12 protein-coding genes are annotated in these 12,657 nt (G+C 61.3%); 5 read left to right on the top strand and 7 right to left on the bottom strand.

The window, feature by feature from the left end; genetic code table 11:
• The first annotated feature begins 2 nt into the window (after positions 1 to 2).
• From pdxH to HBN54_RS09155, 4 genes are all read left to right on the top strand, one after another.
• A complete protein-coding gene (pdxH, locus tag HBN54_RS09170; RefSeq protein ID WP_168672893.1) occupies positions 3 to 656 on the top strand; it encodes a pyridoxamine 5'-phosphate oxidase in 654 nt (217 codons plus the stop codon).
• 127 nt (positions 657 to 783) lie between these two features.
• Positions 784 to 2,112 carry a DUF1015 domain-containing protein gene (locus HBN54_RS09165; protein WP_168672892.1) on the top strand — a complete coding sequence of 443 codons (1,329 nt, stop codon included), beginning with the start codon at positions 784 to 786 and terminating at the stop codon, positions 2,110 to 2,112.
• Positions 2,109 to 2,699 (top strand): Maf family nucleotide pyrophosphatase, encoded by a 591-nt coding sequence (locus HBN54_RS09160; RefSeq protein ID WP_168672891.1) that lies wholly within the window; start codon positions 2,109 to 2,111, stop codon positions 2,697 to 2,699. The genes HBN54_RS09165 and HBN54_RS09160 overlap by 4 nt, the downstream gene beginning before the upstream one ends.
• 38 nt (positions 2,700 to 2,737) lie before the next feature.
• Positions 2,738 to 4,522 (top strand): hypothetical protein, encoded by a 1,785-nt coding sequence (locus HBN54_RS09155; protein ID WP_168672890.1) that lies wholly within the window; start codon positions 2,738 to 2,740, stop codon positions 4,520 to 4,522.
• Between the two features lie 67 nt (positions 4,523 to 4,589).
• Here the strand turns inward: HBN54_RS09155 and HBN54_RS09150 are convergent, their stop codons facing one another.
• From HBN54_RS09150 to sdaAB, 7 genes are all read right to left on the bottom strand, one after another.
• The gene (locus tag HBN54_RS09150) at positions 4,590 to 5,021 is read right to left on the bottom strand and encodes an EamA family transporter (protein WP_210427995.1); all 432 of its coding nucleotides are present in this window, start codon (positions 5,019 to 5,021) and stop codon (positions 4,590 to 4,592) included.
• A gap of 4 nt (positions 5,022 to 5,025) precedes the next feature.
• Positions 5,026 to 5,898, bottom strand: a complete 873-nt coding sequence (locus HBN54_RS09145; protein ID WP_168672889.1) for a glycosyltransferase family protein — start codon at positions 5,896 to 5,898, stop codon at positions 5,026 to 5,028.
• Complete coding sequence (locus tag HBN54_RS09140) at positions 5,895 to 6,305, bottom strand: DUF4259 domain-containing protein (protein WP_168672888.1); 411 nt, start codon at positions 6,303 to 6,305, stop codon at positions 5,895 to 5,897. Before HBN54_RS09140 ends, HBN54_RS09145 begins: the two co-directional genes overlap by 4 nt.
• A gap of 35 nt (positions 6,306 to 6,340) precedes the next feature.
• Positions 6,341 to 7,330: an NAD(P)H-dependent glycerol-3-phosphate dehydrogenase gene (locus tag HBN54_RS09135; RefSeq protein WP_235955454.1), complete on the bottom strand. Its 990-nt coding sequence runs from the start codon at positions 7,328 to 7,330 to the stop codon at positions 6,341 to 6,343.
• A gap of 237 nt (positions 7,331 to 7,567) precedes the next feature.
• Positions 7,568 to 8,971, bottom strand: coding sequence for an efflux RND transporter periplasmic adaptor subunit (locus tag HBN54_RS09130; RefSeq protein ID WP_168672887.1), 1,404 nt, complete (start codon positions 8,969 to 8,971; stop codon positions 7,568 to 7,570).
• An 89-nt stretch (positions 8,972 to 9,060) separates the two neighbouring features.
• On the bottom strand, positions 9,061 to 10,602 hold the full coding sequence (locus HBN54_RS09125; protein ID WP_168672886.1) for a TolC family protein: 1,542 nt from the start codon (positions 10,600 to 10,602) through the stop codon (positions 9,061 to 9,063).
• A 73-nt stretch (positions 10,603 to 10,675) separates the two neighbouring features.
• The gene (gene sdaAB, locus HBN54_RS09120; protein WP_168672885.1) at positions 10,676 to 11,356 is read right to left on the bottom strand and encodes an L-serine ammonia-lyase, iron-sulfur-dependent subunit beta; all 681 of its coding nucleotides are present in this window, start codon (positions 11,354 to 11,356) and stop codon (positions 10,676 to 10,678) included.
• Between the two features lie 269 nt (positions 11,357 to 11,625).
• Between sdaAB and HBN54_RS09115 the strand changes: the two genes are divergently transcribed.
• On the top strand, positions 11,626 to 12,621 hold the full coding sequence (locus HBN54_RS09115) for a tryptophan 2,3-dioxygenase family protein (RefSeq protein WP_168672884.1): 996 nt from the start codon (positions 11,626 to 11,628) through the stop codon (positions 12,619 to 12,621).
• The last annotated feature ends 36 nt before the right edge of the window (positions 12,622 to 12,657 follow it).

The following is a 12,657-nucleotide window of genomic DNA, read 5'->3' as shown; positions in this document are numbered from 1 at the left end:
CAATGACTGACCTGCACCTTGCCGACCTGCGCAAAACGTACGCCCAGCGCACCCTTTCCGAAGCCGATGTGCTGCCGGACGCCGTGCCGCAGTTTCGGGTATGGCTGGAAGAAGCCATAGCGGCCCAGCTCGACGAGCCCACGGCCATGACCGTGAGCACGGTAGCGGCCGCTACGGGGCAGCCATCGTCGCGCGTGGTGCTGTTGAAAGGACTGCCCGATGACGCCGGCTTTCTGTTCTATACTAACTACGAGTCGCGCAAGGGCCAGGAGCTGGCCGGGCAGCCGCTGGCGGCGCTTAACTTCTTCTGGCCCGGCCTGGAGCGGCAGGTGCGCGTGGAAGGCCGCGTAGAAAAGGCTCCGGAAACGATGTCAACCGAATATTTCCAGAGCCGGCCGCGCAGCAGCCAAGTGGGAGCCTGGGCCTCGCCCCAAAGCCAGGTCATCGGCAGCCGCGAAGAGCTCGAAGCCCGCGAAGAAGCCGTAGCCGAGGAGTTCGGGGAGCAAAACCCGCTGCCGCGCCCCGACAACTGGGGCGGCTACATCCTGCGGCCCACGCGACTGGAGCTGTGGCAGGGCCGCCCCAGCCGCCTGCACGACCGCATCGTGTACGAATGGGATGGCGCCGCCTGGAAGCGCAGCCGCCTGGCCCCGTGAGATTTCATTTAACAATTAACATTTATCATTTAACAATCGAAACTGCGTGAAGCGTGCATCGAGCGAAAATGTAAATCATGATTGTTAGCATGTTAAATGATAAATGTTAATTGTTAAATGAAAAGTTTTGGCTGAAATTCAACCCCTGCGCGGCTGGCGCTACAATGCGGCGCTGAGCGCCAACATCGATGCCTATGTTTCGCCGCTGTTCGATGTCGTATCGGCGAAGCAGCGGGAGGCGCTATATCGCAACCCGCTTAATTCCATTCACCTGTCGGTGCCCCGGGGCGAAGACCCGACGGAAGAGGCGCTACTGCGGCTGCGCGAATGGCAGGCCAGCGGCGTGCTGTGGCAGGATGCGCTGCCGGGCATCTACGCCTACTACCAGTATTTTCAGTTGCCCGGCAGTACCCGCAAATACTGCCGCAAGGGCTTTATGTGCCACATTCGGGCCTATGACTGGGACGAAAACGTGGTGCTGCGCCACGAGAACACCCTGCCCGCCTCGGTGAACGACCGGGCCGAGCTGCTGGCCCGCACCCAGTTCCAGACCAGCGCCACGCACGGGCTGTACCGCGACGAAGATTTTGAGTTGGAAACCTACCTGGACGAGGCCATGCGCTCGCCGCTGCTCGAAACCGAGGAAGACTACCAAGGTGCGCGCGACGTGCTGGCCGTGATTCAGGATGCCACGATTATTCGGCGGTTTCAGGAGGTGCTGGCCAAACGGGAGGTGATTCTGGCCGATGGCCACCACCGCTACGAGGGCTCCCTGGCCTACCGCCAGGCCCGCGAGCTGGCCGCCGACGGACGCGCCACCGGCCTCGAGCCCTGGAACTACCACCTGATGTACCTCACCAACGCGGCGGCCGACGACCTGCGCATTCTGCCCACTCACCGCCTGCTGCTGGACCTGCCCGCCGAACTAACCACCGGTGAGCTACTGGCCCGGCTGGCCCCCTACTTCACCGTTTTGCCGACTGACGATGCCAGCGACCTGCCCGAAATCATCGCCGGAAAGCAGTGGGCTTTCGGCCTGTACGTGGATGGGCAGTCGTTCAAAATCCGGCTTCGGCCCGAAGTGCATGGGCAGTTGGACTGGGACACGACCGAAGAAGTGAAGGCGCTGGACCTGACGGTGCTGCACTTTTTCGTGCTGGAAAAGGTGCTGGGCATTGTGGGGCCGGACGTGCAACGGGCGTGGCCGGGCGTGGCCTACGTGCGCAATTTCACCGAATGCCTCCAGCGCGTGGACCGGGGCGAAGCCCGGGCGGCCTTCATCGTGAACGAAGTGACCATGGCCGAAGTGGAAGCCGTGTGCCATTCCGGGGCCGTGATGCCGCCCAAATCGACTTTTTTCTATCCCAAAACCATCGGCGGTTTCCTCTTCAGCAGCATTGCCGACGAGGAAGCCGGCAACGCTTTCGCCGAGCATTTCCAGGCCAACCCCCAGTGAAACTCATTTTAGCTTCTAACTCGCCCCGCCGCCGCCAGCTGCTGACGGATATGGGCCTGCCCTACGAAATCCGGCTGCGCGAAGTAGACGAGGATTTTCCCGTCCACCTGCGCCGCGCCGAAGTGGCCGAATACCTCGCCGCCCACAAAGCCGCCGCCTACGCCCCCGACCTGGCTCCCGACGAACTCGTGATAACCGCCGACACCATCGTGTGCCTCGAAAACGACGTGCTGAACAAGCCCGCCGACCGCGCCGAAGCCACCGCCATGCTCACCCGCCTGCAGGGCCGCGCCCACGACGTGTTCACGGGCGTGTGCCTGCTGGCCGGCGATGACCGCCAGATGGTATTCTCGGACCAGACTACCGTGCATTTCCGCTCGCTGAGCCCGGCCGAAATAGGCTACTACATCGACACCTGCCAGCCCTACGACAAGGCCGGCTCCTACGGCGCGCAGGACTGGCTGGGCATGGCCGCTATCACCCGGCTTGAAGGCTCGTATTTCAACGTGATGGGCCTGCCCACGCACCGCGTATGGGCCGCACTGGAAGCCCTCGGCGCGTTGCCCGGCAGCGCTCAGCCACGATGAGCCCGGTGATGAAGCTGCCGGGAGCACGCTTTTTCGGGATGCTGTCGATTGGAATGCTGGCTCTGTGCGCGGGTTACGCGGCGCTGGTGCTGCACAGCGCCACCTGGGCCGAAGCGCGGCAACTGGATGCCATTTTCCCCTTTTATAAATGGCGCATCCGGCTGTTTTCCGCTACTGAGTTTACCCAATTCGGACAGCTGCTGACGGGCTTAGCCGTAGTGCTTGCCCTGCCGGCCGTTGTCCTGATTGCCGCACCCGCCGGCCGCGCCGAATGCCGCCAGTGGGGCAGCGAGTTGCGCGCCGTGCTGCGGGGCCTTGGCCGTGCCTTTAGGGCCCTGCCCACGGCGCAACAACGCGGCGCGGTTCTGCTCCTGCTCGCCCTCACGGCCTTTCGGCTGGTAGCCAGTATTCCGGCCGTGACGCCGGGGTATGACGACGTGCCTTCGTACGAAATGTTTGCCAGCAAGAGCCTGCTGGCCGTTTCGGCGTACTATCCGGTGCCCAATAACCATGTGCTGTCCAATACCATCAGCGGGGTGTTTTATCGGGTGAATCCCGGGTTTTGGTTTACGATGCGACTGCCCGTGGTGCTGGCGGCCACGGTAGCCACAGTGCTGCTGTTTTTGGGCCTGCTGGGGGCCCGGGCCAGCTTTCGGGTGGCGTGGATGAGCACGCTGCTGTTCAGCCTCGCACAGCTGAGCCTGTACCACGTGGCCGTGGGCCGTGGCTACTGGCTCCTGACGCTGATGGGGGTAATTGCCTTTTTTGGGTCATTGGCCTTGGCAGCTGGCACCCGGCAGCCCCGCGCCGCCTGGACGGGGCTGGTGGTGGGTGGCGTGCTGGGCCTGTACACGGTGCCCACGTTTGCGCTGGTGCTGGGGTCGGCTTTTTCGTGGCTGGGGCTGGGCTATTTGCGACGGCGCGACTGGCGAGCCATTGCGTGGCTGGCGATTCTGGGAGCGGTGATAGCAGCGGGCAGCCTGCTGCTCTATGCGCCGCTGATATTCGTATCGGGGCCGGCTATTTTCTTCAACAATGGCTTTGTGGCTCCACAGCCATTGGGCATATTCTGGCGGGGCCTGCCGGCCTATCTCTGGGAAACAGAAGGCTTTCTGGCGGGTCAAGGCAAAGTGGGCGGACTACTGGTGCTAGCGGTGCTGGGCGCGGTGGTGCTGCTGTGGCGGCGCGTGACGGAGTGGCCGACGACGCAGCGGTTGCCCTGGCAGCGGCTGGTTCCGGCGGCGCTCTGGTTCATGGCTTTTCCCTACGCCATGATGGCCGCACAGCGGGTTTTTGCTCCCGGTCGCGCGGTACTGTACAAAGCATTTTTCTTCTTCCTACTGCTGGCTTTGGTGGTCGACTGGCTCCTGCAGGCGGCCCCGAAACCCTGGCAACGCGGTCTGCGCATGGCCCTGAGCCTGGCGGCCATCGTGTGGCTGGGCTACGAATTGAACAGCCTGTGGCGCGACAACCAGCGCCCACGCCGCCGCAATGCAGAAATGTACCATGCCTTCGAGTGGCTCGACCAGCACCCCAAGGCCCCCACGCTCATGCCTGAGTCAATCCACAGCATGACCGTGCGGATGTACCTGCACTCGGAGCGCCCCGGCCAGCACTGGCCCATCGACCATATTCCGCAGCCGGGCATCAGCTACACGTACGTGCTGGCTTTTCCCGATTTGCACGGTTGGTTTCAACCGGGGTTCACCTTCCCACCCGTTTTTCATAACGAGCTGGTTGAAATCTACCAACTGAACCCGGCCGTGGCCGATTCGGCCAGCGCGGCGGGGGCGCTTCCCTCCTATTGGCACTTGGTGGAATAATGTCATTCCGACGCAGGAGGAATCTGAGCACGATTTACCTCAGATTCCTCCTGCGTCGGAATGACTGTTAATGCCCACGCGCCAGCAGCGCAATGCCGGCCACAATCAGCAGCAGGCCGCCGGCCTGGGGCAGCGTCAGGGCCTCGCGTAGCACTACCAGACCCAATATGGCCGTGAGCAGCACCGAGCCGCCAACAATCACGGGCGTACCCACGGAGGAATTCACGCCCCGCTGAAACACCACAAACGTGAGGATTTCGGCCAGGCCCACGCCCAGCCCGGCCAGCACGGCCCAGGCCAGACCTTTGCCGGACATGGCCAGCGGCTGGCCCTGCAGCTTCAGTTTCAGCAGCCACGCGGCCCCGAGGGCGGCGGCTACCAGCTGCAGCACCACCGCGCCCACGGCGGGCGGCACATGGTCGGCGGCGAGCTTGATGAAGAAGTTGTAGAGCGCCAGGCACAGGGCCGTGAGCAACGCCAGGGGCAGCCAGTTCATCATCGGCTTATACGAGCTTATAGTTGCGGTATTCGCCCATGCGATAGCCGGTCAGCTGCTCCAGAAAGCGCTTGAACCGGTCTTTCAGCCGGTGCTGGTTGCGGCTCATATCGTGCTCGTAGCGCCAGTTTTGCTGCCGGATACGGGCCAGCATCACCTGCGGGTGCGTGCCGGTAAAGCGCTGCAGGGAGTCGACCTGGCTGTAGTCAAATTCCTCGGCGGGAGCCACGTTCTGAGCCACCCACTCGTCGGAATGCCACAGCTTATTGAAGGTTTCCTGCTTGCGCTGCATGGCGGCGGGCGTTTTCACCCAGCCGTAGTGGTGCACGGTGGCATCGAGCAGCTTCACGCGTAGCTTGCTGTTATCGGCCAACCGGAAACCCTGCGCGTCGCGGTACGAAGCCACGCCAATGCCGGGCCGCACAATGCGGATTTCGCGCCGGTACCAGCGGTAGGAATCGCCCACGTAGTCGTAGGAGCCGTAGAAATGCCGGTAATTCAGCAGCAGCCCCTGCACCGATTTATCATCTTTCCAGCGTTCCATTCCGACCCGGAGGGTGGCGTAATCGGATTCGTGCAGTACCTCATCGGCTTGCAGGTAGATGGCCCAGTCGGCATCGGCCGGCACGGCGGCCAGCGCTTTGTCGGTTTCCACGGCCAGCACCCGGCCGCCCTCGCGCAGAGAGTCGTCCCACACGGTTTCGATGATGCGGATTTTGGGGGAGTTGATTCTTTGAATCAGACCCAAGGTGTCATCGTCTGAATTGCCTACGGCTACTACTAATTCATCGCAGAGCGGCAATAGGGAATTGATGCTTTCGAGCACGGGGTAGTCGTACTTGATGGCGTTACGAACGAACGTGAAACCGACTACTTTCATACTTGGCCCAGTCGTTTCAACAGTCCTTCCTGCACCTGTTGCCATTCGTTAGGCTCACCGCCTTCCTGCCATAGTTCTTGAAGCTCCGATTCCCGCAGTACTTGCTTGACAGCTTTTCGAGCTTTTTTTAACATTTTATCGTCAACTGTCAACCCTATTTTTTGGATTGAAGCCGGCAACTCTTCCGGCACATCAGTAGCAGCCTGGCCCAGAGCAGCAGCGACAATCTCTGCTGCTGCTAACGCTGCTGAAGCCTCATCTACTTCAATGTATTCTTCCTCCGCACCCGCCTCGATAACGACCGAAAGCGCCTCATTGATAACGTCAAGACTCGGCGATTCTATGAATTCACCGACAAAATCCATTGCCGAATCATTTTCAAAATTCTGATGTCCCCAAGCTCCCATAAACGCTGTATTTTAATTAGTTATATGCAAATTATTTACCGCAGCTTCTCCTTCAGAATCTCCAGCTCCACGGCCGGCGAAATCCGCTCGTACAGAATATTAAACGCGGCATCCGTTATCGGCATGGTCACTTTGAGCTTCTTATTCAGTTCGTGAATAGACTTCACAGCGTAGTAGCCTTCGGCCACCATGTTCATTTCCAGCTGGGCCGATTTCACCGAGTAGCCGCGCCCCACCATGCTGCCGAAGGTGCGGTTGCGCGAGAACTGCGAGTAGGCCGTCACCAGCAAATCGCCGAGGTAGGCCGAGGCCGAGAGGTCGCGCGGCTGGGGGTTGATGGCCTGCAGGAAGCGGCGTATTTCCTGCACGGCGTTGCTCACCAGCACGGCCAGAAAGTTGTCGCCGTAGCCCAGGCCGTGGGCAATGCCGCCGGTGAGGGCGATGATGTTTTTCATAACCGCGCAATACTCGATGCCGTCGAGGTCTGTGGCGGGGTGGGCACTCACGAAGCGGTTGCGTAGCAGCTCGCAGAAAGCCAGCGCCAGCCCCGCATCGGGCGAGCCGATGGTGAGGTAGCTTTGCTTTTCGAGGGCCACTTCTTCGGCGTGGCACGGCCCGGCAATCACGCCCAGCTGCGTGCGCGGCAGTCGGAACCGCTCGGCCACGTAATCGGTCACGAGCTGGTTTTTGCCCGGAATCATGCCCTTGATGGCCGAAATCACGTTTTTGTGCTTCAGGGCGTCGCGGTCCAGCTTGTCGAGTACGGGCTGCACGAAGGCGGCCGGCACGGCCAGCACCAGCCAGTCGGCTTCCTCAATGGCTTCTTCCAGGTCGGTGGTAGGGTGCACGCGGTTGAGGTCGAGCTGCACCGCCGAGAGGTAGCGGGGGTTGTGGCGGGTGCGCAGCAGGTGCTGCACATCGTCTTTCGAGCGCAGCCACCAATCCACGCGGGAGCCGTTTTCGCTGAGGATTTTGGTGAGTGCGGTGGCCCAGGAGCCGCCGCCGAGCATGGCAATTTTTTCCAAAATGGATGGCTGAATAGTGTTGCGGTGGGAAGTTGAAGCGTCAAAGAACGGAAACTCCCCTCCTTTTTTAAGGAGGGGACATTTTGCAGAAAGCAAAATTGGGGTGATGAACCCGTTGAACGATGCGGGAACGACTCGCGCAAGGCATCGTTCGGGTATCGTTCAACGAGGCCAGCCACCCCAATCTCAGCTTTGCTGAAATGTCCCCTCCTTTTTTAAGGAGGGGAGTTTTCGTGTTTACTTGCCCGCTTCGGGGTCGTCCTTCAGCGCTTCTTTATTGAGCGATTTGGCATCCTTTATTTCCACGACGGAGCCATCTTTCAGGGTTTTGGCCACGGCCCGGAACGGCCCGCTCACCACCTGCGCCCCGGCCGGCACGCCGCTCAGAATCTCAATGTTCTGGAAGTCGCTGATGCCGGTTTTCACCGGCGTCATCACTGCCTTGCCGTCCTTTATTACGAATACCACTTCCTGGATATCGGCCTTTTTCGCGTTTGCACTCGGGTCCACGGCGGTGGCAGTGCCTACCCGGCCGCCCCGGCTGGGGCCGTTTTTGGCATCGTCGGTTTTGGCCGAGTCTGAGCGGGTGGTTACGGCAGCCAGCGGCACGCTAAGCACGCCGCCCTTGCGTTCGGTGATGATGTCGACGGAGGCCGTCATACCCGGGCGAAACGGCACCACAATGTGGCCGCGCACGTTGCGCAGCAGGTGCTGGTAGCTCTCGGGCAGCAGCCGGATGCGCACCTCAAACTCAGTCACGGCTTCGGCCGTGAGGGCGTCCTTAGCCGTGTTGGCAATGTTGGTCACGAGGCCCCGGAACTTCTCGTCCTTGTTGCTGTACGCGTCCACTTCCACTTCCACCGAGTCGCCGATGCTCACGTTGTTCACATCGTTCTCGTTCACGTTCACACGCACCTCCATGTTATTGAGATTGGCAATGCGCATGATTTCGGTACCGGCCATTTGGGTGGTGCCCACCACGCGCTCGCCCTTCTTCACGTTGAGCTTGCTCACGGTGCCGCTCACGGGCGCGTAAATCGTGGTTTTGTTGAGGTTTTTGCGGGCTTCCTCCAGCGAGGCCGAGGCCGCGCTCACGGTGCTTTGCGAAGCCCGGATAGTCTGGCGGGCGCTGTTGATTTCCTCCTGCGAGGCGTTGTAGGCGGCCTGGCTGGCTTCGTAGTCGGCCTGCGAAATCACCTTCTGCTTATACAGCGAGGAATTGCGGCGGAACGTGAGCTCCGTTTGCTTGGCCGAGGCCATCAGCTGCTGGAGGCGGGCCTGGGCCTGGCCCACATTGGCGCGCTGGGTGCCCACCTGGGCACTTTGCACGGCCACCTGGGCTTGGTAGTTATCGGGCCGAATGCGGAGCAGCAGCTGGCCCTTGCGGACAGAATCGCCTTCCTGCACGTAGAGCTCGATGATTTCGCCGGACACGTCGGGCGAAATTTTCACTTCGGTTTCGGGCTGCACCTTGCCCGAGGCGCTCACTTTCTCCACGATGTTGGTGGGGCCGGCCTTGGCCATCAGCACTTCCACGCCGGGGGTTTTGCCCACCCAGCCTTTTTTCTTTGCCACAATGTAGCCCCCGATGAGCACGAGCACCAAACCCAGCAGAATGTACAGTAAACGGTTGTTTTTCATAAGGTTTCATTTAACATTTATCAATTAACATGTAACAATTCACGCGTAATCGCACAGCTGTTAAATGATAAATGTTACTTGTTAAATGATTAGAGAGTCAGCGGCTTGCCCTGATAGAAATCGAGCACCTTGCGGCGGAAGAAAAATTCGTACTTGGCCTGAATCATGTCCGATTCGGCGGCCGTGAGGTTGTTGCGGGCGATGTTGAAATCGGTGCCGTTCAGCAGGCCGTTGTTGAAGCGGATTTCGGCGTTGCGGAAGGCCAGGGCCAGCGCGTCTACCTGCCGCGAGCTGGCCGCGAACCGGCGCTGGGCCGCCAGCGCATCGGCGTAGCTCTGCTCGATGGACTGGCGCAGCTGCAGCCGGACCTGCTCGGCCCGCACCTCGCTTTGCTGAATGTTGATTTGGGCCCGCTGCACGCCCACCCGAGTTTGCAGGCCGTTGAGGAGGGGTACGGTGAGGTTAAACTGCAGAAACTCGCCCCGGTTGTCGCGTAGCTGGTCCAGGAATTTGTAGGGCAGCACATCGAAGGCGGGTTGCACCGTCACGAAGTTCGAGGGCACAATTCCGGTCGGGGACGAAGGCGAAAGCTCAAAAACCGGCACCTTCGTAAACTGGTCGGTGCGCAGCGTCTGCTGGTTCCGTACCGACGAGAAGCCCGTCGAAACGCCCCCGGCCATGGTCAGGCGCGGATAGTAAGCGCCCCGGGCAATTTCGAGATTGCGCTGGGAGCTAAGCACACGCAGCTCGGCCGCCTTTATTTCGGGCAGCTTCTGGCGGGCCATTTCGTAGGTCGCGTTGGGGTCCAGCTCGGCATCGGCGATGGCCAGCTGGGTGGGGTCGGGCAGGGTGGGCGCCACTACTTCGAAGCGGCGGGCGTTGGCCGGGTCGAGGTTCATTTGCTGCACCAGGGCCAGCTGAGCCAGGGCCAGCTGGTTTTGGGCCGTCACGAGGGTACGCTCCTCGCCGGCCTGCTGGGCGCGGCTGTCAAGCAGGTTGCCTTCGGCCACGGCCCCGGCTTTCAGCAGCTTTTCGCTGCGGCTCACCTGCTCGCGCACGGTGCTCATGCGCGCCTCGGAGGCCCGGATGAGCTCCTGCGCCAACAGCAGCTGCAAAAACGACGAGGCCACGTTCAGCGACAGGTCGTTGCGCGCCTTCTCCACGTCGGCCCGCGTGGCCTGCGCATCGAGCTGCCCCTGCTTAATGGTATTGCGCAGCTGAAAGCCCGAAAACAACGTGACCTGCCCCTGGGCCGAGAAGTTGTTGGCCCGCACATTCACGGCCTGAAACTGGTTGGTGAAGGGGTCTTTGTTGGTGCCGAAGCTAAAGCTCTGGCTGCCGTTGAGGGCGGCCGTGGGCAGCAGGGCGGCGCGGTTCAGGCGCGTCACGGCCACCTGCTGCTGGGCGGTCAGCTCGCTTTGGCGCACGGTCAGGTTGTGCGTCACGGCGTAGTCAACGGCCGCTTGCAGCGTCCAGGGGCCACTGGGGGCCGCCGCGGGCTGGCCCAGGGCCGGCGGTGGCGCGGGCATGGTCTGGGCCTGGGCGCTGGCCGTGGCCAGCACCACGCCGACCATCAGCGCCAGCGGCCGGGGCCGCACCCGATGAAAAAATGGCGTATTCCTTCGTTTCATTGCGCAGAAAAATTGGTGCTTCTGTGGAGGTGGTATAATCGGTGGGCCGGGCATTTTATTACATGCCCCGGCCTTATTCCAGCGTTGGAATGTAGGTGATGCCCTGCACCCAGCTTAATTGACGCAGGTAGGCCAGGGTTATTTCTTTAATCGGGCTGTCCATTTCAATAAACTGCCGGGCGGCATCGTTGCGGCCCTTGCGGCTCACCATCATGGTGGCAATGTTGCACTGGTCGTGGGCAATAACCGAGGCGATGAAGGCAATGGAGCCGGGCACGTCGTTGGCATCGATGATGAGCGTGTGCAGCGCCCCCGAAAAATCGGCCGGAAAGCCGTCTACTTCCACAATGCGGATTACACCGCCGCCCCGGCTCTGGCCCACTACTTCCACGCGGTGGCCGGTGGCCCCATCCAGCAGGTTCAGCTTAATGGTGTTGGGGTGCATGGTGGACGCATTGCCCACGCTCTGAAAGGTATAGTGCAGGCCGGCCGCCTCGGCATGGTCAAACGCGGTGCGGATACGGGTGTCGTCGGGCGCGTAGCCCAGCAGGCCGGCCACAATGGCGCGGTCCGAGCCGTGGCCCTCGTAGGTGCGGGCAAACGAGTTGTAGAACGTGACCACCGCCTCGGTGGGCACGGCCCCCAGAATGCGAATGGCGGCCCGGGCAATACGCACCACGCCGGCCGTGTGCGACGAGCTGGGCCCAATCATCACGGGGCCAATCATATCAAAAATGCTGGATTTTTCAGCCATGGGCAGATGCCTTCGGTGCGGTTTGGAAAGCTAAAAGTAGCGGTTGCGCAGTGGACTACGCGGTTATTCAGGCTGGTGCCTGGCGCGCAGAAATTTTCCGGCGCAAATTCTTTTCTTCCGGAACTCAGCGACAAAGATGCGCGCCAACCGTTTGGGTTGCGAATTGTTCGGCCCGCCACCTGAAATCGCGCTTTGCAAACTCAGTATTTTAACGATATTTGTTGCGGGCCACCCAGCCTTTTCCCACCATCCCACTCACTCCCCTCTTCATGTCCCCCTCTCCCACCCAGGAGGAGTTTTCTCCCGCCGTGCTGGCGCAGCTGCGCCGGCTCCAGGAGAAATACGCCCCCGACGGCCAGGACCTGGCCGCCTACCTCGAAGGTCTCTACCACGCTAAATACATTAACTACTGGGATTACATTGAGTTAGACACCCTACTCTCCCTCCAGCGGCCGCTCACCAACATCCCCGACGAGCGGATTTTCATCATGTACCACCAGATTTCGGAGCTGTATTTCAAGCTCTGCCTCTGTGAATACGAACAGATTGGCGACCTCCAGCAACCGACTTTGGGTGAAGTTGTGCTGCGCCTAGGCCGCATCAACCGCTATTTCGACAACCTCATCGACTCGTTTGATGTGATGGTGGATGGCATGGACAAGCAGCAGTTCCTCGACTTCCGCATGGCCCTGATGCCCGCCTCGGGCTTCCAGAGCGTGCAGTACCGCATGATTGAGATTGCCAGCACCAGCCTCGAGAACCTCACCGACGAGGCCAAGCGCCAGGCCCTGGGCAAGGCCTCGGCCTACGACTACGACGAGCTGCTGGGCTGCATTTACTGGAAGGCCGGGGCCACCGTCGAAGCCAGCGGGGCCAAGGCCCTCACCCTCATCGAATTCGAGCGCAAGTACACCGCCGACCTCGTGCGCCACGCCGAAGCCTACCACCACCGCAACGTGTGGGCCGTGGTGCAGCGCCTGCCCGCAGAAGAACGCCAACACCCGCGCCTGCTGCGCGCCCTGCGCCAGCTCGACATCAGCGTGAACGTGAACTGGCCGCTGATGCACTTCAAATCGGCGGTGCGCTACCTGCAGCGCAACCCCACCGACGTGGCCGCTACGGGCGGTACCAACTGGCGCAGCTACCTGCCCCCCAAGTTCCAGCGCCGCATCTTCTACCCCCAGCTCTGGACTGCCCAGGAGCTGGAAGACTGGGGAAAGGGATGGGTGGATAGCGTGCTGGAGGAAACGGGTATAGGCGCGTAAGCGCAACCAGCGGCCGTAGCATTCAACTTTTACTAC

Source organism: Hymenobacter artigasi (genome assembly GCF_012275535.1).
Taxonomy (GTDB): domain Bacteria; phylum Bacteroidota; class Bacteroidia; order Cytophagales; family Hymenobacteraceae; genus Hymenobacter; species Hymenobacter artigasi.
Note: the sequence above shows the minus strand (reverse complement) of the source record. Positions and strands in the feature narration are given on the sequence as shown.

Excerpts from the sequence above, each read along its gene's own strand:
- sdaAB (WP_168672885.1), bottom strand. The coding sequence starts at position 11,356 with ATGGCTGAAAAATCCAGCATTTTTGATATGATTGGCCCCGTGATGATT.
- HBN54_RS09145 (WP_168672889.1), bottom strand. The coding sequence starts at position 5,898 with ATGAAAGTAGTCGGTTTCACGTTCGTTCGTAACGCCATCAAGTACGAC.
- HBN54_RS09150 (WP_210427995.1), bottom strand. The coding sequence starts at position 5,021 with ATGATGAACTGGCTGCCCCTGGCGTTGCTCACGGCCCTGTGCCTGGCG.
- HBN54_RS09140 (WP_168672888.1), bottom strand. The coding sequence starts at position 6,305 with ATGGGAGCTTGGGGACATCAGAATTTTGAAAATGATTCGGCAATGGAT.
- HBN54_RS09115 (WP_168672884.1), top strand. The coding sequence starts at position 11,626 with ATGTCCCCCTCTCCCACCCAGGAGGAGTTTTCTCCCGCCGTGCTGGCG.
- pdxH (WP_168672893.1), top strand. The coding sequence starts at position 3 with ATGACTGACCTGCACCTTGCCGACCTGCGCAAAACGTACGCCCAGCGC.
- HBN54_RS09155 (WP_168672890.1), top strand. The coding sequence starts at position 2,738 with ATGCTGTCGATTGGAATGCTGGCTCTGTGCGCGGGTTACGCGGCGCTG.
- HBN54_RS09125 (WP_168672886.1), bottom strand. The coding sequence starts at position 10,602 with ATGAAACGAAGGAATACGCCATTTTTTCATCGGGTGCGGCCCCGGCCG.
- HBN54_RS09130 (WP_168672887.1), bottom strand. The coding sequence starts at position 8,971 with ATGAAAAACAACCGTTTACTGTACATTCTGCTGGGTTTGGTGCTCGTG.